The sequence below is a fragment of the Mycobacterium sp. PTI7 genome, assembly GCF_056679845.1.
Genome location: NZ_CM155252.1, coordinates 1,157,189 through 1,182,266, shown reverse-complemented (window position 1 = coordinate 1,182,266; position 25,078 = coordinate 1,157,189). Strand labels below are relative to the sequence as shown.

The window sequence follows — 25,078 nt, the reverse complement described above, 5'->3', positions numbered from 1 at the left end:
GTCAGCCTCCCGTGGAGAGTGATCGGATGGGTGGCCGCGACGCTGCGTTCCAGGTGGGCAGGATGCTGGTGGCGAGCGCGGCGGCGATGCTCACCACGACGGCGATGCCGGCGCCCGCGAGCAGGCCCGTCATCGAGACGCCGGTGGCCACCAGACCGAGGGTGCCCAGCGCGACCCCGGTCATCGCAGCGAGTGCCGCGCCCGCGACGGCGCCGAGGACGGCGGCCACCATGGGCTCGACGAGCAGCGCGGCGATCACCGGCTTGCGGGGAATTCCATTGGCGCTCAACACACCGAGTTCCCGGGTGCGGTGCGCGACGGTACGGGTGGTCGCCACCGCGACCTCGACGACGCCGACGAGCAGCACCGTCACGGCGATCAGCATGACCGCGCGACCGATCTCGTCGGCGTGGCCGAGCGACGCCGACTGCGCCCTGATGCCGTCCGCCATGCCGAAGACGATCACGACCAGGAACGCACCCGTCGCGGTCGTGATGACCGGCAGCACCATCTCCCCGAGGCGGCGGCGGGCCGACAGCCAGCCGTAGGCAAGTCCCTTGCTCAGCATCGTGCACGTCCCATCCTCTTCGCGCGAGCGCTCATCGGTGCCTCATTCTCTTCGCGCGAGCGCTCATCGGTGCCTGATCCTCTTCGCGCGAGCGCTCATCGGTCCCCCAGGAGATCGACCGGCTTCTGCTGCAGCAACTTGTGCACCGGCACCAACGCTCCGACGATCGCCATCGCCGGCAGGAACGCAGCCACCATGCCTGCCGCCTGCAACCAGGCGAGCGGCGTCGCGATGCTCGGAATCACCAGCGCCACAGCTGCTCCCGCGCCGAGCACGCCCACCAGATAGGCCACGACGAACGTGATCGCCGATTCCACCAGGAAGAAGTAGAGGACCTCGTCGGCGAGGCCGATGCTCGACATGATGCCGAACTCGCGCTTGCGTTCGGCGACGGCCGCGAGGAACGACGACAGCGCGATGACGAAGCCGAGGGCCAGCCCGATGAGCGAGATCAGCCCCAGCGTCGAACTCGTCACCTTGCCGGAGAACAGCGCCGAGAACTTCTGCTCGAACGTGAGCGGACCCGATCCGCCCACGGTGTCGTAGACCAGGCCGGTCCCGGACGGGTCCGGGAGGACCGCCGGGTCGGCCGTGTGCGGCAGGTCCACCGCGGCGCCGAAGCGCTGCGCGAGGTCACGCCGGTTCTCCTCCCCCGGCGGGGCGAACACCGTCCACCACCCGTTCGCGCCGACGACGTTCTGCGCCAGGCTCGAGGCGACGGTGACGCTGTGCCCGGCCCCGGCGACCTCCGCGGTCAGGGACTGGCCGCCGATCGTGATCGGATCCCCCGCTGCGACGCCGAGCTGCTCGGCGAGCGCGGTGCCGACAACCGCTCGGCCCGAGGGTGTGTCGTCGTCGCCGCGCAGTGACACCTGGGTGCCGTCGACCTCGGAGACGCCGGAGAGGGTCCGTACCGTGCGCCACCCGTCGGGCAGCGTGAACGTGGGTGCGGGACCGTCGGCGACGAGCGCCCCGACCTCCGCGTCGTAGTGGACCCCCGCCGCGGGCACCGCCCACAGTTGCGCGCCGTCGAGGACGTCGGTGACCGAATCCGCCCCCGTGATCGCGAAACTGGCGGAGATGGTGCGGACGATCGTCACGCACGCGATTGCCAGTGCGATGCCCACGACGGACAGCGCGAACCGTTCCGGCCGTCGACGGATGTTCGCCAGCGCGAATCGGACGAGGCACATGACGGTGCTTCCCGATGCCGAGGCGGCGATGTCCGGTGACCGGCCGGTGGTGAGCGTAGGTGTCTCCACACGGGCAATGGTGAAATTGACGTGTTTCGCAGAAAGCCGTTGCCGGTATCCGGGAGGTTAACGACACCCGGCTCCGGTTACCGGATCGTGTCAGCAGGACAACGGATTTCGTCGTCCGGCTGCCGCGCCGACCCCCACCCCGACCGGCTTCGCGGTCCGCCGGGCGGCGTGATCACCACTCCCCCATGTCGACGGAACACCAACGGCCATACCTGATTCGGAGGCGAACGAACCCTAGGTGGCGGCCTGCGGCAGGCGGAACGCGCCGGCCGCCTCGAGTTCGTAGGCCAGTTCGAGCAGCGTGGCCTCCTCCCCCCACCGGGCGGTGAACATCATGCCGATGGGCAGGCCCGCGCCGGACACGCCCAGCGGCAGCGAGATCGCTGGGTCACCGGTGACGTTCTGCAGCGGCGTGAACGCCACCCAGTCCACCAGGCGGTCGATGATCTGGGCGTAGTCCGCGGTGGGGTCGAGGTGGCCGATGCGTGGCGGCGGCTCGGCGAGCGTCGGGGTGAGCAGGACGTCGTAGTCGGCCACCCGCTTGCGCATGCGGCGTCCGAGCGTGGCCAGCCGGGCGATGGTCAGCGGCAACCGGTGCAGGTTGCGGCCCGCGTGACGCTCGAGTCCCAGCGTGAGGTTGTCGAGCCTGCTGCGGTCGAAGGAGGGACCGAACCGCTTGGCGCCTCCACGGACGAGCGCGAACGACAGCAGCGACCAGTAGAGCAGGAAGTCGTCGATGAAGGACTCGGGCACCGGAGGCCGGCCGAGGTGGTCGACGTGATGTCCCATCCGCTCCAGCAGCTCGGCGGTCGCCAGCGTCTGGTCCCGCACCTCGGGGCCGGCCTCGCGGATCACCGACGTCGTGTACACCGCGACGCGCAGTCGGGCGGGTGCCGGCCCGGTGACGTCGCCGATCGGGGCGAGTCGCGGGTTGCGCCAGCCCTTCTCCATCTCGCGGTACAGCGCGGCGGTGTCGCGCACGCTGCGGGTCACCACGCCGTCGGCGACGATGCGGATCGGCATCTCGCGCATCGACGCGTCCTGCGGCAGTCGGCCGCGGGTGGGCTTGAGCCCCACCAGTCCGTTGCACGACGCCGGGATGCGGATCGAGCCGCCGCCGTCGTTGGCGTGGGCGATGGGCACGGCGCCCGCCGCCACGAACGCACCCGACCCGGACGACGACGCGCCCGCGGTGTACTCGGGGTTCCACGGGTTGCGCACCGGGCCCAGCCGGGGATGCTCGGCGGACGCGCTGAACCCGAACTCGGAGAGCTGGGTCTTGCCGAGCGGGACGAGGCCGGTGGCGAGGTAGGCGCGGGCGAAGTCGCCGTCGGCCACTGCGGGACGCGGTGCCCAGGCGTCGGTGCCCTCCATGGTCGGCATGCCGGCGACCGCGACGTTGTCCTTCACGAACGTCGGGACGCCGTCGAAGGCACCGCCGAACGGGTGCGGCGCCGCGGCGCGCACCCGGGCGCGGTCGAACGCCTCGAAGGCCAGGCCGTTCAGGACGGGGTTCACCTTCTCGACACGGGCGATCGCCGCATCGATCACCTCGGTGCGGGACACCGAACCCGCGGCGAGCGCGGCGGCCACTCCCACCGCGTCGAGGTCACCGAGGGCATCGTCGTCGAAGGCGGAGATTCGGGTCACCCGCCGACGGTACCAAGTCGTACCGGGGCGGCAGGCCCCTAGACGCGAGAAGACCCCGCGCCCAAGGTGCGGGCGCGGGGTCCTTCGATGCGCGGCTGGTACGCCGCGCAGACGACGACTAGGCCTGTCCGACCTCGAAGCGGACGAACCGCGTCACGGTCACGCCTGCATCGTCGAGCAGTGCCTTGACCGACTTCTTGTTGTCGGACACCGACGGCTGATCCAGCAGCACGACGTCCTTGTAGAAGCCGGTGAGGCGGCCTTCGATGATCTTCTGCAGCGCCTGCTCGGGCTTGCCCTCGTTGCGGGCAGTCTCCTCGGCGATGCGACGCTCGTTGGCGACCAGATCCTCGGGCACGTCGTCACGCGTCAGGTACTTGGCCTTCAGCGCGGCAATCTGCAGGGCCACCGCGTGTGCGGCGCCCTTGTCGGAACCGGTGTACTCGACGAGCACGCCCACTGCGGGCGGCAGGTCGGCCGAACGCTTGTGCAGGTAGGTCTCGACCTGTCCGTCGAAGTAGACCGCACGGCGCAGTTCGAGCTTCTCGCCGATCTTGGCGCTCAGGTCGGCGATGACCTGCTCGACCGTGGTGTCGCCTGCCTGCGCAGCCTTCAGCGCGTCGACGTCGACCGCCTTGGCAGCCGCGGCCGCCGTGACGATCTGATCGGCGACGGCCTGGAACTCCGCGTTCTTGGCGACGAAGTCGGTCTCCGAGTTCAGCTCGATGAGCGCACCGTCCTTGGCGGCCACCAGACCCTCGGCGGTCGCACGCTCGGCACGCTTGCCGACGTCCTTCGCGCCCTTGATCCGGAGCACCTCGACGGCCTTGTCGTAGTCACCGTCGGACTCGGCCAGCGCGTTCTTGCAGTCCATCATTCCTGCGCCGGTCAGCTCCCGAAGTCGCTTGACGTCGGCAGCGGTGTAGTTCGCCATTCTCGACTCTCCTAGGAGGATTCAGTGGTCGTTTCGGTGGGTGCCGACGCCTCGGCAGCGGCCGGCGCGGCGGGCGCAGATGCGGTGGCACCGGCCAGCAGCTCCTGCTCCCACTCGGCCAGCGGCTCCACGGCCTCGGCGTCGGGCTTGTCGCTCGAGCCGGCGCCGGAACGGGCCTTGAGTCCCTCGGCCACCGCGGACGCGATCACCTTGGTCAGCAGCGCTGCCGACCGGATGGCGTCATCGTTGCCCGGGATCGGGTAGTCGACCTGGTCCGGATCGCAGTTCGTGTCCAGGATGGCGATGACCGGGATGCCCAGCTTGATCGCCTCGCTGACCGCGAGGTGCTCCTTGTTGGTGTCGACGACCCAGATGGCCGACGGGACCTTGGCCATGTCGCGGATACCGCCGAGGCTGCGCTCGAGCTTGGTCTTCTCGCGCGTCAGCATCAGGATTTCCTTCTTGGTGCGACCCTCGAAGCCACCGGTCTGCTCCATGGCCTCGAGCTCCTTCATCCGCTGAAGGCGCTTGTGCACGGTCTGGAAGTTGGTGAGCATGCCGCCCAGCCAGCGCTGGTTCACGTAGGGCATGCCGACGCGGGTCGCCTCGTCGGCGATGGATTCCTGCGCCTGCTTCTTGGTGCCGACGAACATGATGCTTCCGCCGTGGGCGACGGTTTCCTTCACGAACTCGTAGGCCGAGTCGATGTAGGTCAGCGTCTGCTGCAGGTCGATGATGTAGATGCCGTTGCGGTCGGTGAAGATGAACCGCTTCATCTTGGGGTTCCAGCGTCGGGTCTGATGCCCGAAGTGAGCGCCGCTGTCCAGCAGCTGCTTCATGGTTACGACAGCCATGGTGGCTTGGTCCTCTTGTTGATCGGTTGACGTCCGGAATCGGGTGATGCCGGACCCTGGCGCCTGTTGCGTGCCGGACCCGACCTGGGTCGGGACCGTCCGGCATGCTGGGTGCAACCTCGTCGGGTACCGGGGTACTACGGGGCTGCGCACAGGCGCGCGAAGTCAGCCCGCCGAAGCGAACTGCGGCTATGACTTTACACCGTTGACATGCGTGCTTCTGCCACGCGAGGACCGCCCGCCCCCGTCCGGCGGCCCGGCGGATCCATCCCCAGTGCCGATTCGATCCCCAGATGGCGTGCGCACCCCTGGTGCGCCTGCGCCCGGCGCGCTGAACTGGGGTGATGCGTTGGCTGGCGGTGACGGTGCTCATCGGAGTCGTCGTCGCGGCGCCGGCGCGGGCCGACGACGGGCGACTGGAGTGGCCGCTGCGGCCCCGGCCGGCGGTGCTGCGCGCCTTCGACGCGCCGTCCCCGAACTGGCTGCCCGGCCACCGGGGCGTCGACCTGGCGGGTCGGGTCGGCCAGCCCGTCTACTCCCCTGCCGAGGGCACGGTGGTGTTCGCCAGCCGGGTGGCCGGCAAGCCGGTGGTCTCGATCGCCCATTCCGGCGGGCTGCGCACCAGCTACGAACCGGTTCGGGCGGCGGTCCGCGCCGGTGCGACCGTCGGACCCGGCACGCCGCTCGGCCACCTCGAGGCGGGCCATCCCGGCTGCGGGTCGACGGCGTGCCTGCACTGGGGAGCGATGTGGGGACCGTCGTCCCGCGCGGCCTACGTCGACCCGCTCGGCCTGCTCGCGTCGACCCCGATCCGGCTCAAGCCGCTGCAAAGGTGACGGAGGCGGTGATTGACACGCCCGTCATCAGGGGAACACACGGGAGATGGAGAGCCTGGCAGCGCGATCCCACCGCACCCGACCGATGCGCTTCGGGTTGACCACTGCTCTGCCGCGCGGCGGGGAGTTCGCCGACTACGCGCGGGCGGTCGAGGATCTCGGCATCGACGTCATGACGTTCGCCGACCACATCGTCCCGACCCTGTCGCCGATCGCCGGCGCGGCGTCGGCCGCCGTCGCGACCACCCGCATGCACGTCGGCACGCTGGTGCTCAACAACGACTTCCGCCATCCCGTCGAGGTGGCCCGGGAGGCGACCACGCTGGCGGCGGTGTCCGGTGGCCGGTTCGAACTCGGCCTGGGCGCGGGTCACATGAAGTCGGAGTACGACGCCGCGGGCCTGGCGTTCGACTGGAGTGCGACGCGCGTGGACAGGCTCGTCGAGTCGGTGCGGATCATCCGCGCGCTGCTCGCGGGAGAGGCCATCGACGTGGACGGCGAGCACTACCGGGTGCACGCCGACGCCGGCCAGCTGGTCGCGGCACCCAAGACCCCGGTGCCACTCCTGTTGGGCGGCAACGGCGATCGGGTACTGGAGCTGGCGGGTCGGGTGGCCGACATCGCCGGTTTCGCGGGCATCGCGCACAGCCGTGACGCGACCGAGGTGCGGATGAGCCACTTCGACGACCGCGGCCTCATCGATCGGATCGACGTGGTGCGCCAGGCCGCGGGTGACCGGTTCGAGGACGTCGAACTGCAGGCCCTCATCCAGTTCGTGGTGCCGACCATCGACCGCGCCGCCGCGGCCACCGAGCTGGCCTCCACGGTCAGCGGCCTCAGCCCGGCGCAGATCCTGGACTCGCCGTTCGTCCTGCTCGGCACGCACGACGAGATGGCGGAGACGCTGGTCGACCGGCAACGCCGGTTCGGCATCAGCTACTGGACGGTGTTCGACGAGTTGCCGGGCCGTCCGTCGGCGCTGCCCGACATCGCAAAGGTCGTGGCCCTGCTGCGCTCGTGAGCGTCAGGCGCGGGGGTGTGCTTGATCGTGGACGGCGCGCAGTCGCGCCACGGTGACGTGGGTGTAGAGCTGCGTGGTGGCCAGCGTGGAGTGTCCGAGCAGTTCCTGGACGACGCGCAGGTCTGCGCCGCCCTCGAGGAGGTGCGTGGCGGCGCTGTGCCGCAGTCCGTGGGGCCCGATGTCGGGTGCGCCGCCGACGGCCGACATCGTCTGGTGCACCACGGTGCGGGCCTGCCGGGGGTCGATGCGGCCACCGCGCGCGCCGAGCAGCAGCGCCGCTCCGGAGGTCGGCGTCGCGAGCGTCGGCCTGCCGTCGGACAGCCAGGCGGCGAGGGCGCGTTCGGCCGGCTCCCCGAAGGGGACGGTGCGCTGCTTGTCGCCCTTGCCCAGCACCCGCACGAGCCGACGCGAGGTGTCCACGTCGTCGACGTCGAGTCCGCACAGCTCACTGACGCGGATGCCGGTGGCGTAGAGCATCTCGACGATCAGCCGGTCGCGCAGCGCCATCGGATCGCCCTGCTCGGCGCCGAGGGCCGCGGCGTCCATGGCGTCGCGCGCCTGGTCCTGCCGGAGGACCGCGGGCAGCGTGCGGTGCGCCTTGGGCATCTGCAGCCGGGTCGCCGGGTCGACGTCCATCAGCCCCTGCCGCGACGCCCACGCGGTGAAGGTCTTGACCGTCGACGTGCGCCGGGCGAGGGTCGTCCGCGCCGCGCCGGACGTGGCCTGCGTCGACAGCCACGACCGCAGCAGCGGCAGCGTGAGGTCCCGCGGCATCGGGCCCGGGTGGCGCTGCCCGACGAACGCGAACAGCGCCCTCAGGTCGCCGAGGTAAGCGCGCCGGGTGTGCTCCGACCGGCCCCGTTGCAGCGCGAGGTACTCGTCGAACTCCTCGAGGACCGCCTCCATGCCCACCACCTTCTTCGGCGAGCGTGCGTGTCTGCAGGCGACACGCCGGTTCCGATACCGAGTCGATGCACGCTCGCTCGGGGTCAGCGCACCGGCCGCAGCGCCGCCGGCGTCAGGTCCTTGAGCGACGGGTAGCCGTCGATGCCCATCGTCAGGTCCGCCTCGGCGAGCAGCGATCGCAGGACGTGCACCACGCCGTCGGTGCCGCCGAGCGCCATGCCGTAGGCGTAGGGCCGGCCGATCCCGACCGCGGTGGCGCCGAGCGCGAGGGCCTTGACGATGTCCGCGCCGCTGCGGATGCCGGAGTCGAACAGCACGGGCACGCCGTCGGCCGCCTCGACGACGCCGGGCAGGCAGTCGATCGCGGGGATGCCGCCGTTGGCCTGCCTGCCCCCGTGGTTGGAGCAGTAGATGCCGTCGACGCCGCCGTCGATGGCGCGCCGCGCGTCCTCGGGATGGCAGATGCCCTTGACGAGCAGGGGCAGTGTGGTCAGCGACCGCAGCCAAGGCAGGTCGTCCCAGGACAGGGAGTTGCCGAACGTCGACACCCATTGCAGGACAGCGCCTTGCGGGTTCTCCTCCGATGACTGCGCCAGCCGCGAACGGAACACCGGGTCACTGGTGTAGTTCGACAGGGAGTGTCCGCGCAGCTGCGGGAAGTTCGACGTGGACAGGTCGCGCGGCCGCCATCCCGGCACCCAGGTGTCGAGCGTGACGACGATGCCCTTGTAGCCGGCGGCCTCGGCCCGCGACACCAGGCTCGCGGCGAGGTCGCGGTCCTTCGGCGTGTAGAGCTGGAAGAACCCCGGCGTATCGCCGAGTTCAGCGGCGACGTCCTCGAGCGGATCGGACGTCAGCGTCGACACCATCAGCGGCACGCCGGTGCGGGCCGCGGCGCGCGCCGCCGCGAGGTCGCCGTGTCCGTCCTGCGCGCAGATGCCGATGACGCCGATCGGCGCCATGAACACCGGCGACGGCAGCGACAGCCCGAACAGGTCGAGCGTCAGGTCGCGCTCGGTGGCGGCGGCGAACATCCGGGGCATCAGTCCCCAGCGCTCGAAGGCGGTGACGTTGACCCGCTGGGTCCGCTCGTCACCGGCTCCGCCCGCGACGTAGGACCACACCGACGGCGACATCGCCGCCGCCGCCTTGGCTTCGAGGTCCGCGAACGCCATCGGCAGGGACGGCACGACCCCGGACAGGCCCTGCAGGTAGATCTCTAGCTGGTAGTCACCGAACGCCATGGCTCCAGCCTGCCAGCCCGCGCGCCTGCGGTGCCGACGGGTCGGGTCAGTAGCCGGCCTTCTCGTCGACCTTGGCCAGTTCGGCCTTCCACTCCCGGAAGGTCTCCTCGGTGCGGCCGCGCCGCCAGTAGCCCGAGATGGACGCCCACTTCGCGTCGACGCCGCGCTCCTTGCGGATGTAGGGCCGCAGGTTGTGCATGACGGCCTGCGCCTCGCCGTGGATGAACACGTGCGGTTGGCCCTGCAGCCAGACCGCCTCCTTGACCGCTGCGACCAGCGGCGCGTTGTCGCCCGCCTGGTCCTCCGGCACGAGGTCGGCGCGGCCGCCGCGGTAGAGCCAGCGGACCTTGACGCCCTCCGGCGCGCTCAGTTCGACCTCGTCGTCCGGGCCGCTCACCTCGATGAACACCTGACCGCACGCGGTGGGTGCCAGGGATTCCAGCGCGGCGCTGATGGCGGGCAGCGCCGCCTCGTCGCCGGCCATCAGGTGCCAGTCGGCGGCGGCGTCAGGTGCGTACGCTCCGCTCGGTCCCATCAGGAAGGCGCGTTGACCGGGCTTCGCCGACGCCGCCCACGGGCCCGCGACGCCCAGCTCGCCGTGCACGACGAAGTCGATGCTGATCTCGCGTCGCTCGGCGTCGACCTTGCGCACGGTGTAGGTGCGGACCACGGGCCGCCGCTCGGGCGGCAACGCCTCGAAGCTGGCGTTGGTCAACGGCTGCTCGAGCGCCTCGACGTCGACGTCGTCGCGGACGATGACGAGCTTGACGTAGGCATCGGTGTAGGCGTTCGGGGTGAACGTGTCGAACCCGCTACCGCCCAGCACCAACCGGATCATGTGCGGCGTCAGCTGCTCGCTGCGCACCACCTCGAACGTATGGATCGGGCGCCCTGCCACGGTGTCCTCCAGTCTCGTGTCGTCGTTTGCCGACGTCATCGACTATACGAGCGGCCGTGGTTCGGTGGCGGTCTACCGTGCCAGCACCGAGGCCGCGAACTTCGGTCGGAAGTCGGTAGTGAGGAGTGCCCCGAAATTGTCGAGCCACTCCTCGGGGTTGCCCGTGTCCTCGTCGCGGATCGAGTAGATGAAGGCCGGACCGCTGAAACCGGTGGCGGCCACACCCTCCAAGACGTCGACGATCTGCTGGGCCTGCTCCTCCTGGCTGACGCCGCGCGCCGACGGCGAGCTGGTGGGGGCGCCGAGTTCGGTCATCCAGATCAGCTTGTCGCCGTCGCCGTAGATCGTCATCACGTCGTGCATGCCCGCGATGTCGGCCCAGCCGCGCTGCGGGTCGGCGGCGATGCCGTCGGGGAACACGTACGGGTGCATCGCCGTCGCGTCGAAGAAGCCCTTCGCGCCGGCGATGTACATGTCGTTGAGAAAGTTCGGCGGGGCGTCGACGCCGTCGGCCGGGCTGAGGCCCGCGGCTACGACGGTGCTGTTCGGCTGCAGCGCCTTGACCGCCGGGTAGGCGGCCCTCAGCAGCGCGACGTACTGCTCGGGGCGGCGCTCGGCGTAGCCGAAGAACAGCGGGAGGTTCGGCTCGTTCCAGATCTCCCAGTCCGATACGCGGTCCCGGTAGCGCTTCACCACCGCACTGACGAAGTCGGCGTAGTCCGACGCGTTGATCGCGGGGGCGCTGAAGTACGTGCCGGGCTGCCGCGCCCACTCCGGGGTGTTGGTGATCAGCCCGAGGACCTTCAGGCCGCGGATGCGCGCGCCGTCGATCCAGTGATCGACGTACGCCCAGTCGAACTGACCCTTCACCGGTTCGATGAAGTGCCAGTCGATGTGGACGCGTAGCCACCGCGCGTTGGTCAGGGCGGCCGCGTCGAGTTCGCGGTCCGCGTCCTCGGGGCTCATCCACGCCTGCGGGGCGCCGACGGCGAATCCGTAGCCATCGGCCGGGACGACGGGGTCGGCTCCGGCCCTGCGACAGCCCCCGACCGACAGGATCAGGATCAGCAGGAGGGCGGTGAGAATTCGGCCGCCCCTCCCGATGACGAGCCTGTTCACGGCACCAACTTACCGGAGTGCGATTTGCCATCGCCCCTGCCTGCGGGTCAGCAGACCGGCCATCTCGAGGCTGGCGAGCGGTCCGAACAGGCGCTCCACGGGAATGCCGGCGGTGACGGCGATCTGCTCGGCGGTTCGCGCGGCGCGGGCCGGCAGCGCCTCGTAGACCCGGCGTTCCACGTCGGTCAGGTCGTCGAGCGGACTGGTAGGACCCGTCAGTTCGGTGCCCAGTTCGCCGATGTGTCCGACGAACTCGACGATGTCGGAGGCCCGCGTGACGAGGTGGGCCTCGCCGCGGAGCAGCACGTGGCACCCGGCGGACGAGGTCGACGTGATCGGGCCGGGGACCGCGCACACCGGCCGGTTCAGCGACTTCGCCCACGCGGCGGTGCTCGCGGCGCCGCTGCGCAGTCCCGCCTCGACGACGACCGTCGCGCCCGACAGTGCCGCCACCAGACGGTTGCGGGTGAGGAAGCGGAACCGCGCGGGTCGCACGCCCGGCGGGTACTCGGTGACGATGAGCCCCTCCCGGCCGATGCGCTGCAGCATCGAGCGGTGGCCCGCCGGGTACAGCTCGTCGATGCCGCCCGCCAGCACCGCGGCGGTGAGGCCGCCGGCGGCCAGGGTCGCGCGGTGCGCGACGCCGTCGATGCCGTACGCACCGCCCGAGACCACCGCGACGTCGCGCTCGACCAGCCCGGCCGCGAAGTCCGACGCGACGTATTCGCCGTAGGCCGTCGCGGCGCGGGTCCCGACGATCGCGCACGCCCGATCGGTGACGTCCACCAGTCGCTCCGGCCCCAGCATCCACAGCACCAGCGGCGGATGGTTCTGCGGCGTGTCCCGACCCTCGCCGGCCCCGAACGTCGACAGCGCGTAGTGCGGCCACTCGTCGGACTCGGGTGTGAGCAGACGTCCACCCAGTCGCGCGAGCGTCTCCAGATCGTCTGCGGCGCAATCGACGTCGCGGCGCGCGAGGGTCAGGGCCTGCACCTCGTCGGACACCTTGCCGCGGCGTACCCGGTCGGCGGCTTCGACCGGGCCGAACTCCGCGACCAGTGCGGCGAGCGGTGCGCACGGCGGTTCGGCGACCCGCGACAGGTAGGCCCAGGCGCGTGCCTCCTCGTCGGCGCTCACAGCGCACACCCGGCGTCGCGGAAGCTCAGCGCGGTGTTGACCTCGTCGAGGCCCGGCATCTCCAGGCCTGCCAGGTCGGCAAGCGTCCAGGCCACCCGCAGTGTCCTGTCCATTCCCCGGACGCTGAGCCGGCCGCGGTCGAGCGCGCTCACGAGTGGCTTCATCGCCGCGACGGTGGGCTTGTACCGCCGTCGCAGCAGCGATCCGCCCACCTCGGCATTGGTGCGGAAGCCGTGCTCGCGCCACCGGTCGGCCGCCGCCTCCCGAGCGGCCGCGACGCGGGCCCGCACCGCCGTCGTCGGCTCCCCCGCCACCTGCATCGCGATGGCGCCGGACTTGATCGGGTGCATCTGTACCTGCAGGTCCACCCGATCGAGCAGGGGGCCGGACAGCTTGCCGAGGTAGCGCCGCTTGGTCGCCGCCGGACATACGCAGTCCTGCGGATCCGCCGGAGCGCACGGGCACAGGTTCGCTGCCATCGCGAGCTGGAAGCGGGCCGGATACCGAGCGACCCCGTCGCGCCGCGCCAGACGAATCTCGCCGTCCTCCAACGGTGTTCGCAGCGCCTCGAGGACGCTGACGCCGATCTCCGCGCACTCGTCGAGGAAGAGGACGCCCCGGTGCGCCCGGCTCACCGCGCCGGGTCGGGCCATGCCGGAGCCGCCGCCGACCATCGCCGCGACCGACGACGTGTGGTGCGGCGCGATGAACGGCGGACGCGTGATGAGCGGCGACCTGCCCGACAGCAAGCCCGCAACCGAGTGGATCGCCGTCACCTCGAGCGACTCGTCGGACGTCAGATCGGGCAGCAGACCCGGCAGCCGCTGGGCAAGCATCGTCTTCCCGATGCCTGGCGGGCCGGTCATCATCAGGTGGTGGGCACCGGCCGCGGCCACCTCGACGGCGTAGCGGGCATGCGCCTGCCCCACGACGTCGGACAGGTCGGAGGGCACGTCGTCGGTCGCGGGCGACGAAGTGACCCGTCCCTCGAGTTGGGTCTTGCCCTCGACCCAGTCCTGCAGTTGACGGAGGTCGCGGGCGCCGTACACGTCGACACCGTCCACCAGGGACGCCTCGGCGAGGTTGTCCCGCGGCACGACGACCGACTGGATCCCCTCGTTCTTGGCGGCGAGGACCGCCGGCAGCACCCCGGTGATCGGACGGACCCGACCGTCGAGCGCCAATTCGCCCATCAGGACGGTCTTCTCGAGGCGCGCCCACTGCGTCTTGCGTTCGGCGGACAGGACGGCCATGGCGAGTGCGATGTCGTAGACCGACCCCATCTTCGGCAGCGTCGCCGGCGACAGCGCCAGTGTCAGCCGCGCCTGCGGCCACGTGTTGCCGCAGTTGGTCACCGCCGCGCGCACCCGGTCTCGCGACTCCTGCAGCGCCGCATCGGCCAGACCCACCAGGTGCACGCCGGGCAACCCCGAGGTGATGTCGGCCTCGATCTCGACGAGCAGGCCCTCCAGACCGCGGACCGCCACCGAGAAGGCCCTCCCCAGCGCCATCAGCCGACCCCGCGCAGGTGCGTGAGCTGTGGCGTCGTCCCGGGTGCGGCGAGGACGCCGACGACGTCCAGGCGGATCTGCGGCCAGCTGCGCGTCTGACTTGCCAGCCACAGCCCGGCGAGACGCCGCAGCCGCCGTACCTTGGTCGGGGTCACGGCCTGCGCCAGCCCGCCGAACCCGTCGCCGCTGCGGGTCTTCACCTCGACGAACACCACCGCCGACGCCGCGGGCTCGTAGGCGATGACGTCGAGTTCACCCCAGCGGCAGCGCCAGTTGCGGGCCAGCACGCTCCAGCCCAGCGACGTCAGGTGATCGACGGCGAGTTGTTCACCGAGCGCTCCGAGTTGGGCGCGGGTCAGAGGTTGGGTCATGCCACCGACGATGAGCGGTCACCCGGACAGAACCGGGCGGTGCAGGGCCGTTCATCCCCAGACGCGACTTCATCCACAGGGGCGCTTGGCCGCGGCCAATGCGTCCAACCCCCGAGCCCGCCGCGCCGAACGTGCGGCCATGGCGGCGAAACGGCCGAAATCGCGCCGTAATCGCACGTACGGCGGCCAGAAACGACGCGGAGGACCGCAAACGACGAGACCGGACATCCGCCCGACCCCAGCCACCCCGCGAGCGTGCGCAAACTCGGGTTCGCACCCGGCGTGTCGCCCGCAGACACGCACGCTCGCCGAAGGACCACCACCCCCACGCAGAACGCACCCCACACAGAAGCCCGCACGGACGACACCGCCGCCGCAGCCCGAAGGACTGCGGCGGCGGCGTGGCCGATCAGCTAGCTCACAGCGCGTCGAGCAGCCTCGACAGCTGCGCGGGCGACACGGTCACACCGCACTGGCCGCGCAGGTCCTTCAGCGGCTGCACGATCCGCTGCAGGTCGAAGTACTCGTTGGTGTTGTTGGTGAAGTAGGCCCGCACGGACGCCTCCGCCTCGGCGTCCGACTGCGACGCCGCCCGGGTGAGGACGTCGTTCGCGCCGGGGTGCGAGGCGAGGTAGCCGCCGGCGGCGCTCAGCACGCCGCTGGTGGTGTTGGCGTAGCCGGCCGCGTCGCACGGGGCCGCGCTGGCCGCCGGCATGGCGACGGCGCCGACGCCCACGCCCAGCGCGCAGGTGGCCAGGACGCCCGCGAGTCCGCGTCGCACGGTGGTGTTCATCGATGTCATCAGTTGATTCCTTGGTTCGATTGGTTGGGCAGTCCCCCCGCCCGGACGCCAAGGTACCCACGCGACGACCTCCCAATCGGCGGCCTCAAACTGCACATCCACGCATCGGAAATCGTTACGCCGAAGAGCGTGACGTTGGCCGCAATTCGGCCGATGTTCCTAAGCGAGCGATAAGACGATGGCAGGACGATTAAGAATTCGCGCACACTCGCTCAAGGAATCGTGACGAGTCCGTTACCGGCGAATGCGCCGTTGCACGTGAATTCGACCGAGCAACGGACACAGCACGTTTCGCGCTCAGCGTAGACGCGGACGTGTCGGACCCCGGCGCTACGTTCGCCTGACCCACCACCACTCGAGGAGACGTCGATGCACAACCCCATCCGCCACGGCGAGGTCATGCTGCTCCCGGTCCGGTCCGCCCCCGCCGGCATCCGCGAACGGGTGACCACCTGCATCGTCGGCCACAGCGAGTCCGGCCATCATCACGTCCTCGACAGCGACCGCGAGTTCGCCCGGATCGTGGCCGCCAACGGGGACGTCTACGTCGACCTCGACCAGCCCACGCAGCTCTCGCACCGCAAGGACCACGACCAGCACCGCGAACTCGAGGTCCCAGCCGGGGTCTGGCGGGTGCTGCGCAAGACCGAGTTCGACGTCGGCTCCACCGTCGATCCGCACCCCCGCGTCCGGTACGTCCAGGACTGACCCGGCGCCATGGCGTTCGACGGCGCCGCCGCCCTCGAGGCAGTGGCGCGGTTCTGCGACCTCCGCGACCTGACCCCGGCGAAGGTCGGCGTCGTCGCCCGCCTGGACCGGGCGCTGACGACCGCCCGTCACCGCGGCCCGGATCCGCGCTGGCGGACCGCGCCCTTCTGGGTGGCCGACGACGATCCCGGCGACACCCTGTTCGGCTACGAGTTCCGCGCGACCGTCGACGACCGGGCACGCACCGTCCAAGACCGGGTGCTCGCCGCCGAGACCCGGCGCCGCGGCGTGTCCACGGCCCGCCGGCTCGACGGCAACGCGATCCTGTCGACCAGCCGGTGGGCGCGGTTCTCCCGCGCGATGACCGATCTCCACGCGGCGGGCGTCGGGTGGGTGCTGCCCACCGGCGGCGAGCTGCTCCTGGTGCCGATGCCGGCGGTCCGCACCGCCGAGGGCCGGCCCGACGTCCTGCACGACGACACCGGCCGGCCCGCCGTCGAGTGGTGGGACGGCACGGGGTCCTACTACCTGCAGGGCGCCGAGTTCACCCGCGTCGCCTATCTGAAGGTGATCCGCAGCGAATTGCTGATCCAGGAGATCGCGCAACTCGAGAATGCCGATCAGCGGTCGGTCGCCGTCACCTACATGTCGTTCGAGCGGCTCGTCGTCGATTCGGACGCCGAATTGCTCGACGTCGGTGTGCGCGGCACCCGGCTGTACCGATTGCCACTGCCCTTTCGCATCCGTGCCGACCGCGTCCAGGGATACGGCGCATTCGACTACTTCATCCACATGCGCGACGCGAGCCATCCGGAGCGCGAATTCGTGGAATGGGTGAGCCCCGACGTCGGGAGGCGGCGGAACGCGGAACTGTGCCAGGCGCACGCGTTCGGCATCACCCTCGAGCAGTGGTTGTCGGTCGACCTCGAGGGCTGATGACGGAGCCGGGACGCTTCCCGCCGGGCACGCCGAACCTCCCAGGTCGACGGGGTAATGTTCGTTAGGCAATCCTCACCTGGCATAAGAAGGGCTGGTCGTTGTCACCTCGTCGGAATCGCTGGAGTCGCATCACCGCCGTCCTCGCCACGGTCGCACTCGCGGCGGGCCTCACCGCCTGCTCGTCGTCCGAGGAGGAGGACGGCCTGCTGATCTACAACGCGCAGCACGAGTCGCTGACCAAGGAGTGGATCGACTCCTTCACCAAGGAAACCGGCATCAAGGTGACCTACCGCCAGGGCGGTGACACCGAGCTGGGCAACCAGCTGATCGCCGAGGGGGCCTCCTCGCCCGCCGACGTCTTCCTCACCGAGAACTCCCCCGCGATGGCCGCGGTCGAGAAGGCCGGTCTGTTCGCCGACGTCGACCAGGCCACCATCGCGCAGGTCCCGGCTCAGTTCCGTCCCGCGACCAGCAAGTGGACCGGCGTCGCCGCGCGCACCACGGTGTTCGCCTACGACAAGACCAAGCTCACCGAGGCGCAACTGCCGCGGTCGATCATGGATCTGGAGCGGCCGGAGTGGAAGGGCCGCTGGGGCGCCCCGCCGGTCAAGCCCGACTTCCAGGCCATCGTCGCGGCCATGCTCGAACTCACCGGCGAACCCGCCACCGCGCAGTGGCTCGCCGGCATGAAGACGAACGCGGAGATCTACTCCGACAACATCGCCACGCTGCGCGCCGTCAACGACGGCCAGGTGGAGGGTGGCGTGATCTACCACTACTACTGGTTCCGCGATCAGGCGGAGACCAAGGAGATCAGCGGCAACACCGCGCTGCACTACTTCCGCAACCAGGATCCGGGCGCCTTCGTCTCGATCTCGGGCGGCGGCATCCTCGAGTCGAGCAAGAAGAAGGACGACGCGCAGAAGTTCCTGACGTTCATCACCGGCAAGGCCGGCCAGGAGGTGCTCGAGAAGGGCACGTCCTTCGAGTACCCGGTCGCCAGCGGGGTGCCCGCCAACCCGGCACTCGTTCCGCTCGATCAGCTGCAGGCCCCCACCGTGAACCCGTCGAACCTGGACTCGCAGAAGGTCACCGACCTGATGACGAAGGCGGGCCTGCTCTAGATGGCCGACTGAGGTGGTCACCACCGAGGCACTGCCGACCGTAGCGCTGCCGACCGACCCCGCATCGCCGACGGGCCGCGGCGCCCGGAGGCGGCCGGGTCCGTTGGTCGTCGCCGTCGTCGTCCTCCTCGTCGCGGCCACCTTCGTCCCGATCGGCTACGTCGCGTTCTCGGTGGCGTCGCTGGGTCCGGCGCGCGCCTACGAGCTGATCGCCCGGCCCCGGGTCCTCGAACTGCTCGTCAACACCGTCGGGCTGCTCGTCGTGACGGTGCCGATCTGCGTCGCGCTCGGCATCGCCGCGGCGTGGCTCGTCGAACGCTCCGACGTACCCGGGCGGTCCGTCTGGCGGCCGCTGTTCGTCGCCCCGCTCGCCGTGCCCGCCTTCATCAACAGCTATGCGTGGGTCAGCGTGGTCCCCACCCTGCACGGCTTCGGCGCCGGCGTCCTGATCGCCACGCTGTCCTACTTCCCGTTCGTCTACGTGCCCGCGGCGGCGACGCTGCGGCGGCTCGATCCGGCGATCGAGGAGTCCGCCCGCGCGCTGGGGTCCAGCCCCGCCGCGGTGTTCTGGCGCGTGGTGCTCCCCCAGCTGCGGCTCGCGGTCCTCGGCGGCGGCCTGCTGATCGGGGTACACCTGCTGGCCGAGTACGGCGCGTTCGCCATGCTGCGCTTCTCGACGTTCACCACCGCGATCTTCGAGCAGTTCCAGGCCACCTTCAACGGCGCCGCGGGCAGCACGCTCGCCGGCATCCTCATCCTGCTGTGCCTGGTCCTGCTCGTGGGCGAGGCCCGCGTCCGAGGCACCGCGCGCTACGCCCGGCTGGGGTCCGGCGCGCAACGCGCGATGGTGTCGCACCGGTTGGGTGCCATGACGATCCCCGCCCTGGGCGCGCTCGCCGCGCTGACCGTGCTGTCGCTCGGCGTACCGGTGTGGACCGTGCTGCGGTGGCTGTGGATCGGTGGCGCGAAGGTCTGGGCCGTCGACGAGATCGTCCCGTCGGTGCTGCAGACGGTGGCGCTCGCGGCCGCGGCCGCGGCGCTGACGACGGTGCTCGCGTTCCCGTTCGCCTGGGTCGCGGTGCGCTACAGCGGTTTCTTCGCCCGCTTCGTGGAGGGCTCGAACTTCGTCACCAGCTCGATGCCCGGCATCGTCACCGCACTGGCCCTCGTCACCGTCGCGATCCGCTACCTGCCGCCGCTGTACCAGACCGTGTCGCTGGTGCTGGCCGCGTACGTGCTGATGTTCATGCCGCGCGCGATGGTCAACATCCGGTCGGGTCTGGCGCAGGTACCTCCGGGTCTGGAGGAGGCGTCGCGCTCGCTGGGGGTGTCGCCCACGCTCAGCTTCCTGCGGGTCACGTTGCGCCTCACCGCGCCCGCCGCCGCCGCGGGCGCATCGCTGGTCTTCGTGGGCGTCGCCACCGAACTGACCGCCACCCTGCTACTCGCACCCACGGGGACCAACACCCTGGCGATGCGGTTCTGGTCGCTGTCCAGTGAACTGGCCTACGCCGGCGCCGCGCCGTACGCGCTATTGCTCATCGTCCTGGCCATCCCCGTGACGGTGGTCCTGTTTCGCGAGTCGACGCGGGCGGCGGCACTGTGACCGCTCCCCACGCGCTCGAGGTCACCGGCCTGGTCAAGTCGTTCGACGCGCACACCGTGCTGCACGGCGTGGACCTCACCGTGGCGCCGGGCACCATCACCGCCGTCGTCGGCGCCTCGGGCTGCGGCAAGACCACGCTGCTCCGCCTGGTCGCCGGGTTCGAGACACCGGACACCGGCACCATCTCCATCGGCGGCACCCAGGTCGTCGGACCCCACACCAGTACGCCGGCTCACCGCCGCGACGTCGGGTACGTGGCACAGGACGGCGCCCTCTTCCCGCATCTGACGGTCGGCCAGAACATCGCGTACGGCCTCCCCCGGCGCACCCGCGACGTCAAGACCCGCGTCGCGGACCTGCTGGCGACGGTGTCGCTGGACGGGTCCTACGCGGGGCGGCGGCCCCACGAGCTGTCCGGCGGCCAGCAGCAGCGCGTCGCGCTGGCCCGCGCGCTGGCCCGCAGTCCCGTCGTGATGCTGCTCGACGAACCGTTCAGCGCTCTGGACACCGGGCTGCGCGCCTCGACCCGCAAGGCCGTCGCGGCGCTGCTCTCCGACGCGGGCGTGACGACGCTGATCGTCACCCACGACCAGGAGGAGGCGCTGTCGATCGCCGACCAGGTCGCGGTCATGCGCGACGGTCGGTTCACGAAGGTCGGCACCCCGCAGGGCGTCTACCGCGAGCCCAACGACCGCTTCACCGCGGAGTTCCTCGGCGACTGCGTGCTGATGGCCTGCCGCGTCGACGGGGGCGTCGCCGACAGCGCCCTGGGCCGGATCCCCTTGCGCGGCAACCCCTCCGACGGTCCGGGCACGCTGATGCTGCGGCCCGAGCAGCTCGACGCCACGGCGGTGGCCGACGACGATCGCGGGGACGGCATCGCCACGGTCCTGGCGTCGGAGTTCCGCGGTCACGACGTGCTGCTCACCGTCGACCTCGGGGCCGACGCCGAACCCATCACCGTCCGCCAGCACAGCGTCGCACCCCCCGCCGTCGACGCCAAGGTCCGCATCCACGTCATCGGGTCCGCCGTCGTGTTCGACGAGCGACCCCCGCACCGGCCGGGGACGGCCCCGGCGTCGTGATGTTCGAGCGTCTCGTCGACCACCTGTCGTGCCACGGTGACGACCCCGCGGTCCTGACCGAGGACCGGACCGTCACCTACCGGGAGCTGGCCGCCGAGGTCGCCTCGCGCACGGCCGAATTCGGCACGCGCCGGAAACTGGTGCTGCTCGAGACGCGCAACGACCTGCCGACGCTGGTGACCTACCTCGCCGCGCTGGCGGGACACCACGTCGTGCTGCCGGTGCCCGGCGGCGGCGACCACACCGCGGTCGTCGACGCCTACCAGCCGGACGTGACCGTCTGCGACGGGCTGCTCGTCCACCGGCACCGCGGCAGCCACGACCTGCATCCCGATCTGGCGCTATTGCTGTCCACGTCGGGCAGCACGGGGTCGCCGAAGCTGGTGCGGCTGTCGCGGTTCAACCTGGCCGCCAACGCCGAGTCGATCGCCACCTACCTCGACATTCACCGAAGCGACCGCGCCGCAACGACTCTGCCGATGTCGTACTGCTACGGCCTGTCGGTGATCCACAGTCATCTGCTGCGCGGCGCCGCCATCATCCTGACCGAGCGGTCCGTGGTCGACGACGCGTTCTGGGACCTGTTCCGCGAACACCGCGGGACGACGTTCGCCGGGGTGCCGCACACGTTCGACCTGCTCGACCGGATCGGCTTCGACGAGACCTGCCGGTCCGGCGCGCTGCCGGACCTGCGCTACGTGACCCAGGCCGGTGGCCGACTGCCGCCCGACCGCGTTCGCCGCTTCGCCGACCTGGGCCGCGCCACGGGCTTCGACTTCGTCGTCATGTACGGCGCGACCGAGGCCACCGCGCGGATGGCCTACCTGCCACCCGACCTCGCGAGCGACCATCCCGGCTCGATCGGCGTGCCGATTCCCGGCGGGTCGTTCCGCATCGCGCCGGTCGACGGCATGCCCGACGGCACGGGCGAACTCTGCTACCGCGGCCCCAACGTCATGATGAGCTACGCGCACGCCGTCGAGGACCTGGCGCTGCCCGGCGACGTCGACGAGCTGCGCACCGGCGACGTCGCGCGCCTCGGCGCCGACGGGCTCTACGAGGTCGTCGGCCGCAGCGACCGGTTCGTGAAGCTGTACGGACTGCGGATCGACCTGCAGCGGGTCGAGTCGTCCCTGCGCGCCGACGACGTCACGGCGATCTGCACCGACGGCGACGGGCTGCTGCTCGTCGCCGCGGCAGAGCGGCCCGACGGGTGCGACGTGGCGAGTGCGGCGGCCGAGGCGTCCGGGCTCCCGCGCGCGGCGATCCGGGTGGTCGAGGTCGACGAGATCCCCCGGCTGCCCACCGGCAAGCCCGACTACCGCAGCGTCCGCGAGCTGGCCGCCGAGCGCACCCCCGCCGGGGACGCGACGCTCGACCTGCGCGGCCTGTTCGCCGACGTGCTGCAGATCGACCCGGACGACATCGCCCCGGAACAGAGCTTCGTCGACCTCGGCGGCAACTCGCTGTCCTACGTCGCCATGTCGGTCCGGCTGGAGCGGGCACTCGGGCACCTGCCGTCCGACTGGCAGCGGCTGCCGCTGCGTCAGCTGGAGTCCGCGCAGAAGACGCGACGGTGGTGGGGTACGACGGTGGAGACGAGCGTGGCCCTGCGCGCCGCGGCGATCGTCCTGGTGGTGGGATCGCACGCCGAACTGTGGGTGCTGTGGGGTGGCGCGCACATCCTGCTCGGCGTGGCCGGCTACAACTTCGGCCGCTTCTGCCTGACACCGCTGCCGAGGGCCACGCGCATGCGTCATCTACGCAGCACCATCGCGTGGATCGCCGTGCCGTCGATCGTCTGGATCGCCTTCGCGCTCCTGGTCACCGACGACTACACCGCGTCGAACCTGCTGCTGGCCAACAAGTTTCTCGGTCCCGACGACAGCATGACCGCCGGCCGCCTGTGGTTCGTCGAGGTGATCGTCTGGGTGCTCGCGGCACTGGCGCTGATCTGCTGGTCGCCGCTCGGCGACCGCGTGGAACGCCGCTGGCCGTTCGGCTTCGCGGTGGGCTTCCTGGCGGTGGGCATGGCGTTGCGCTGGGACGTGTTCGGTCTGGGCCTCGGCCGCGCCGCGTGGTTCACGGTGCTGGCGTTCTGGTTCTTCGCGATCGGCTGGGCCGCGTCGAAGGCCACCACCGCATGGCAGCGGCTGGCCGTCACCGCGGTCCTGGCGGTGGGCGTCGTCGGATACTTCGGCAATCCCGACCGCGAGGCGCTGGTGTTCGTCGGTCTGGCGCTGCTGATCTGGCTGCCCGCCATCCGGTGCCCGTCCGCCCTGACCGTCGTCGTGGGCCTGGTCGCCGAGGCGTCGCTGTTCACCTATCTCACCCACTACCAGGTGTATCCGCTGTTCGGCGAGCACACGCTGGCGGGCGTCGTCGTCGCCGTCGTGGTCGGCGTCCTGCTGACCCGCCTGGTCACGTGGGCGCGTCGATGGATCCGGCTGCGCCGGACCGCACCGGTCAGGACGGCCGCGGCTCCCGCTCGGCGATGAGTCCCTCCTGAGCGAGGGTCGCCGCGATCGATCCGTCGGCGCCGATCAGGCTTCCGGTGATCACGCCGCGGCCGCGCGCCGCGGCGGGCGACCGGGTCTCCAACAGATTCCACCGATCCGCCAGCACCGGCCGGTGGAACCAGATCGACGAGTCCGTGGTGCCGCTGCGGTGGGTGCGCGCGGCCATCGAGTGGCCGTGCACGGCGAGGGCCGGATCAATCATGTAGACGTCGCAGACATACGCCGCGATGACGGTGTGCAGGGTCTCGTCCGGGGGCACCGGCGCGGTGACGCGCCACCACAGCCGCCGGACGAACTCGCCCGACGACCGGTCGTCGCTCATCCGGATGTCGATCTCGTCGAGCGGCATCGACGGCGCCGGGCCCGCCGGACCGGTGCGCGGCAACGACTCCGGGTCACCCGGCAGGGGCACCGTCCCGTGCTCGGGGCCGGCCATCGGCGCGGCGAACGTGACGCTGGCGGTGGTCAGGAGCCGGCCGGCCTGCGTGGCGTCCACCCGGCGCGCGGCGACGGTCCGCCCCTCGTAGACGTCGGTCACCGCGTAGTCGATGGCGTCGCCCGCCTCGCCGCCGCGCAGGAATTGCAGGTGCATGTTCGTGACCGGCTTCGCGGGGTCGACGGTGCGCGCGGCCACCGCGAGGCTCTGCGCCATGAACTGCCCGCCGAACGCGCGCTTGCCCTCCGGGCCGCTGGCCGGCCCCACCCAGGTGCCGTCGTCGGGCCCGGGCCGCACGTCGAGCAGCGCCAGGAGTCCGGTCACGCGACGGTCCCCGCGTCGATCAGCGCGCGGACGTCGGCGTCGGACATCTCGAGGCGGGTGCGGAGCACGTTCGCGGTGTGGTCGCCCAGTTCGGGAGCGGCCACGGCCGCCGGGTAGTCACCGTCGATCGCCATCGGCAATCCGGGTGCGAGGTAGGTGCCCACCCGGGGCTGATCGAGCGGGGTGAACAGCGGGTTGTCGGTGACCTTGGGGTCGGTGACGACCTCGGCGAACGTCCGGTAGCGCTCCCACAGGATCGACGTCGTCGCCAGCGCGGCCCCGACCTCGTCGGCGGTGCGGTCGACGAACCACGTGGTGAACAGGCCCGTCAGCGCGTCGCGGTGCCGGAACCGGTCACCTTCGGTGCCGAAGTCCGCACCCAGCGAATCGCCCAGCGCCGCAACGGCCTTCGTGGTGCCGGTCAGCTCGGTCAGATCGCGGAAGTGCCGACCGGTGAGCGCGACCACCATGAACGACTGGCCGTCAGCGCTGCTGAACTGCTGCCCGTACTGCCCGTAGATGGAGTTGCCGAGGCGCTGCCGGGACTCACCGGTGACCATGGCCTCGGTCAGGAAGCTCAGGTTGCCCGCGGTCGCCAGCGCGACGTTCTCCAGCGGGATGGCCACGTGCTGGCCCGCCCCGCTGACGTCGCGGTGCCGGACCGCGGTGGCGACCGCGAGCGCGGCGTAGATCCCGCACGCGACGTCCCACGCGGGCAGCACGTGGTTGACCGGGGTGTCGATCGTCGTGGGTCCGGTGACGAGCGGGAAGCCGACGCCGGCGTTGACGGTGTAGTCCACGCCCGTGCCGCCGTCGGCCCGGCCGGACACCTCGACCTGGATCAGGTCGGGCCGCAGCCGTTGCAGCGTCTCGTACGAATGCCACTCGCGCCCGGCCACGTTCGTGATGAAGACGCCCGCGTCGGCGATCAGACGCTGGATCAGGTCCTGCCCGTCGTCGGACCGCACGTCGACGGCGACGGACTGCTTGCCCTTGTTCAGACCCGCCCAGTAGATGCTGACCCCCTCGTCGGTGACGGGCCAGCGGTGGTAGTCGGCCGCACCGCCCACGGGATCGATCCGGACCACCTCGGCGCCCAGCTGGGCGAGCGTCATGCCCGCCAGCGGGACGGCGACGAAGCTGGAGATCTCGACGATCCGCACCCCGGCCAGCGGCCGGGCGGGATCGGGACGGTCGGTCATGCGATCACGATATGGGGCGCGG

General features: G+C 71.1%; 23 protein-coding genes. 8 read left to right on the top strand and 15 right to left on the bottom strand.

The annotated features are described in order from the left end of the window. Position 1 precedes the first annotated feature (1 nt). The 5 genes from AC1MEY_RS05725 to rpsB form a co-directional block, all read right to left on the bottom strand. Positions 2 to 568: an FtsX-like permease family protein gene (locus AC1MEY_RS05725; RefSeq protein WP_480229740.1), complete on the bottom strand. Its 567-nt coding sequence runs from the start codon at positions 566 to 568 to the stop codon at positions 2 to 4. Between the two features lie 95 nt (positions 569 to 663). Then, a complete protein-coding gene (locus AC1MEY_RS05720; RefSeq protein ID WP_480231316.1) occupies positions 664 to 1,761 on the bottom strand; it encodes an ABC transporter permease in 1,098 nt (365 codons plus the stop codon). Positions 1,762 to 2,064: 303 nt separating this feature from the next. Further along, positions 2,065 to 3,480 (bottom strand): amidase, encoded by a 1,416-nt coding sequence (locus AC1MEY_RS05715; RefSeq protein ID WP_480229739.1) that lies wholly within the window; start codon positions 3,478 to 3,480, stop codon positions 2,065 to 2,067. A gap of 118 nt (positions 3,481 to 3,598) precedes the next feature. Continuing rightward, positions 3,599 to 4,414, bottom strand: a complete 816-nt coding sequence (tsf, locus tag AC1MEY_RS05710; RefSeq protein ID WP_480229738.1) for a translation elongation factor Ts — start codon at positions 4,412 to 4,414, stop codon at positions 3,599 to 3,601. Between the two features lie 11 nt (positions 4,415 to 4,425). Beyond that, positions 4,426 to 5,268, bottom strand: coding sequence for a 30S ribosomal protein S2 (gene rpsB / locus AC1MEY_RS05705; protein ID WP_480229737.1), 843 nt, complete (start codon positions 5,266 to 5,268; stop codon positions 4,426 to 4,428). A gap of 344 nt (positions 5,269 to 5,612) precedes the next feature. Here rpsB and AC1MEY_RS05700 point away from each other — a divergent pair, with 344 nt between their 5' ends. Together AC1MEY_RS05700 and AC1MEY_RS05695 are read left to right on the top strand one after the other, a co-directional pair. Further along, a complete protein-coding gene (locus AC1MEY_RS05700) occupies positions 5,613 to 6,104 on the top strand; it encodes a M23 family metallopeptidase (RefSeq protein ID WP_480229736.1) in 492 nt (163 codons plus the stop codon). A gap of 46 nt (positions 6,105 to 6,150) precedes the next feature. Beyond that, on the top strand, positions 6,151 to 7,125 hold the full coding sequence (locus AC1MEY_RS05695) for a TIGR03621 family F420-dependent LLM class oxidoreductase (protein ID WP_480229735.1): 975 nt from the start codon (positions 6,151 to 6,153) through the stop codon (positions 7,123 to 7,125). A 3-nt stretch (positions 7,126 to 7,128) separates the two neighbouring features. Here the strand turns inward: AC1MEY_RS05695 and AC1MEY_RS05690 are convergent, their stop codons facing one another. The 8 genes from AC1MEY_RS05690 to AC1MEY_RS05655 form a co-directional block, all read right to left on the bottom strand. Continuing rightward, positions 7,129 to 8,031 (bottom strand): tyrosine recombinase XerC, encoded by a 903-nt coding sequence (locus AC1MEY_RS05690; RefSeq protein WP_480229734.1) that lies wholly within the window; start codon positions 8,029 to 8,031, stop codon positions 7,129 to 7,131. Between the two features lie 83 nt (positions 8,032 to 8,114). Then, positions 8,115 to 9,275 carry an alpha-hydroxy-acid oxidizing protein gene (locus tag AC1MEY_RS05685; RefSeq protein WP_480229733.1) on the bottom strand — a complete coding sequence of 387 codons (1,161 nt, stop codon included), beginning with the start codon at positions 9,273 to 9,275 and terminating at the stop codon, positions 8,115 to 8,117. Between the two features lie 46 nt (positions 9,276 to 9,321). Beyond that, positions 9,322 to 10,173 (bottom strand): siderophore-interacting protein, encoded by an 852-nt coding sequence (locus tag AC1MEY_RS05680; RefSeq protein WP_480229732.1) that lies wholly within the window; start codon positions 10,171 to 10,173, stop codon positions 9,322 to 9,324. Between the two features lie 72 nt (positions 10,174 to 10,245). Beyond that, complete coding sequence (locus AC1MEY_RS05675) at positions 10,246 to 11,292, bottom strand: glycoside hydrolase 5 family protein (RefSeq protein ID WP_480229731.1); 1,047 nt, start codon at positions 11,290 to 11,292, stop codon at positions 10,246 to 10,248. Positions 11,293 to 11,301: 9 nt separating this feature from the next. Next, on the bottom strand, positions 11,302 to 12,429 hold the full coding sequence (dprA, locus tag AC1MEY_RS05670; RefSeq protein ID WP_480229730.1) for a DNA-processing protein DprA: 1,128 nt from the start codon (positions 12,427 to 12,429) through the stop codon (positions 11,302 to 11,304). Then, a complete protein-coding gene (locus AC1MEY_RS05665) occupies positions 12,426 to 13,940 on the bottom strand; it encodes a YifB family Mg chelatase-like AAA ATPase (protein ID WP_480229729.1) in 1,515 nt (504 codons plus the stop codon). Before AC1MEY_RS05665 ends, dprA begins: the two co-directional genes overlap by 4 nt. Beyond that, on the bottom strand, positions 13,940 to 14,311 hold the full coding sequence (locus AC1MEY_RS05660; RefSeq protein ID WP_480229728.1) for a YraN family protein: 372 nt from the start codon (positions 14,309 to 14,311) through the stop codon (positions 13,940 to 13,942). The genes AC1MEY_RS05665 and AC1MEY_RS05660 overlap by 1 nt, the downstream gene beginning before the upstream one ends. A gap of 418 nt (positions 14,312 to 14,729) precedes the next feature. Beyond that, the gene (locus AC1MEY_RS05655) at positions 14,730 to 15,113 is read right to left on the bottom strand and encodes a hemophore-related protein (RefSeq protein WP_480229727.1); all 384 of its coding nucleotides are present in this window, start codon (positions 15,111 to 15,113) and stop codon (positions 14,730 to 14,732) included. A 369-nt stretch (positions 15,114 to 15,482) separates the two neighbouring features. On the opposite strand from AC1MEY_RS05655, the gene AC1MEY_RS05650 reads away from it, so the two are divergent. The 6 genes from AC1MEY_RS05650 (at position 15,483) to AC1MEY_RS05625 (ending at position 23,073) form a co-directional block, all read left to right on the top strand. Then, positions 15,483 to 15,821, top strand: a complete 339-nt coding sequence (locus AC1MEY_RS05650; RefSeq protein ID WP_480229726.1) for a hypothetical protein — start codon at positions 15,483 to 15,485, stop codon at positions 15,819 to 15,821. A gap of 9 nt (positions 15,822 to 15,830) precedes the next feature. Continuing rightward, positions 15,831 to 16,757 (top strand): hypothetical protein, encoded by a 927-nt coding sequence (locus AC1MEY_RS05645; protein WP_480229725.1) that lies wholly within the window; start codon positions 15,831 to 15,833, stop codon positions 16,755 to 16,757. 101 nt (positions 16,758 to 16,858) lie between these two features. Next, a complete protein-coding gene (locus AC1MEY_RS05640) occupies positions 16,859 to 17,884 on the top strand; it encodes an iron ABC transporter substrate-binding protein (protein ID WP_480229724.1) in 1,026 nt (341 codons plus the stop codon). Between the two features lie 13 nt (positions 17,885 to 17,897). Then, positions 17,898 to 19,490: an ABC transporter permease gene (locus AC1MEY_RS05635; protein ID WP_480229723.1), complete on the top strand. Its 1,593-nt coding sequence runs from the start codon at positions 17,898 to 17,900 to the stop codon at positions 19,488 to 19,490. Next, on the top strand, positions 19,487 to 20,575 hold the full coding sequence (locus AC1MEY_RS05630) for an ABC transporter ATP-binding protein (RefSeq protein WP_480229722.1): 1,089 nt from the start codon (positions 19,487 to 19,489) through the stop codon (positions 20,573 to 20,575). The genes AC1MEY_RS05635 and AC1MEY_RS05630 overlap by 4 nt, the downstream gene beginning before the upstream one ends. After that, positions 20,575 to 23,073 carry an AMP-binding protein gene (locus AC1MEY_RS05625; RefSeq protein ID WP_480229721.1) on the top strand — a complete coding sequence of 833 codons (2,499 nt, stop codon included), beginning with the start codon at positions 20,575 to 20,577 and terminating at the stop codon, positions 23,071 to 23,073. The genes AC1MEY_RS05630 and AC1MEY_RS05625 overlap by 1 nt, the downstream gene beginning before the upstream one ends. Here AC1MEY_RS05625 and AC1MEY_RS05620 read toward each other — a convergent pair. Beyond that, entirely contained in the window at positions 23,042 to 23,854 is an 813-nt protein-coding gene (locus AC1MEY_RS05620; RefSeq protein WP_480229720.1) for an acyl-CoA thioesterase, read from the bottom strand. The genes AC1MEY_RS05625 and AC1MEY_RS05620 overlap by 32 nt on opposite strands. Further along, the gene (locus AC1MEY_RS05615) at positions 23,851 to 25,056 is read right to left on the bottom strand and encodes a CoA transferase (RefSeq protein ID WP_480229719.1); all 1,206 of its coding nucleotides are present in this window, start codon (positions 25,054 to 25,056) and stop codon (positions 23,851 to 23,853) included. The genes AC1MEY_RS05620 and AC1MEY_RS05615 overlap by 4 nt, the downstream gene beginning before the upstream one ends. Positions 25,057 to 25,078 lie beyond the last annotated feature (22 nt).

Excerpts from the sequence above, each read along its gene's own strand:
- AC1MEY_RS05725 (WP_480229740.1), bottom strand. The coding sequence starts at position 568 with ATGCTGAGCAAGGGACTTGCCTACGGCTGGCTGTCGGCCCGCCGCCGC.
- AC1MEY_RS05720 (WP_480231316.1), bottom strand. The coding sequence starts at position 1,761 with ATGTGCCTCGTCCGATTCGCGCTGGCGAACATCCGTCGACGGCCGGAA.
- tsf (WP_480229738.1), bottom strand. The coding sequence starts at position 4,414 with ATGGCGAACTACACCGCTGCCGACGTCAAGCGACTTCGGGAGCTGACC.
- rpsB (WP_480229737.1), bottom strand. The coding sequence starts at position 5,268 with ATGGCTGTCGTAACCATGAAGCAGCTGCTGGACAGCGGCGCTCACTTC.
- AC1MEY_RS05700 (WP_480229736.1), top strand. The coding sequence starts at position 5,613 with ATGCGTTGGCTGGCGGTGACGGTGCTCATCGGAGTCGTCGTCGCGGCG.
- AC1MEY_RS05695 (WP_480229735.1), top strand. The coding sequence starts at position 6,151 with ATGGAGAGCCTGGCAGCGCGATCCCACCGCACCCGACCGATGCGCTTC.
- AC1MEY_RS05690 (WP_480229734.1), bottom strand. The coding sequence starts at position 8,031 with ATGGAGGCGGTCCTCGAGGAGTTCGACGAGTACCTCGCGCTGCAACGG.
- AC1MEY_RS05685 (WP_480229733.1), bottom strand. The coding sequence starts at position 9,275 with ATGGCGTTCGGTGACTACCAGCTAGAGATCTACCTGCAGGGCCTGTCC.
- AC1MEY_RS05665 (WP_480229729.1), bottom strand. The coding sequence starts at position 13,940 with ATGGCGCTGGGGAGGGCCTTCTCGGTGGCGGTCCGCGGTCTGGAGGGC.
- AC1MEY_RS05660 (WP_480229728.1), bottom strand. The coding sequence starts at position 14,311 with ATGACCCAACCTCTGACCCGCGCCCAACTCGGAGCGCTCGGTGAACAA.
- AC1MEY_RS05655 (WP_480229727.1), bottom strand. The coding sequence starts at position 15,113 with ATGACATCGATGAACACCACCGTGCGACGCGGACTCGCGGGCGTCCTG.
- AC1MEY_RS05650 (WP_480229726.1), top strand. The coding sequence starts at position 15,483 with ATGCACAACCCCATCCGCCACGGCGAGGTCATGCTGCTCCCGGTCCGG.
- AC1MEY_RS05645 (WP_480229725.1), top strand. The coding sequence starts at position 15,831 with ATGGCGTTCGACGGCGCCGCCGCCCTCGAGGCAGTGGCGCGGTTCTGC.
- AC1MEY_RS05625 (WP_480229721.1), top strand. The coding sequence starts at position 20,575 with ATGTTCGAGCGTCTCGTCGACCACCTGTCGTGCCACGGTGACGACCCC.
- AC1MEY_RS05615 (WP_480229719.1), bottom strand. The coding sequence starts at position 25,056 with ATGACCGACCGTCCCGATCCCGCCCGGCCGCTGGCCGGGGTGCGGATC.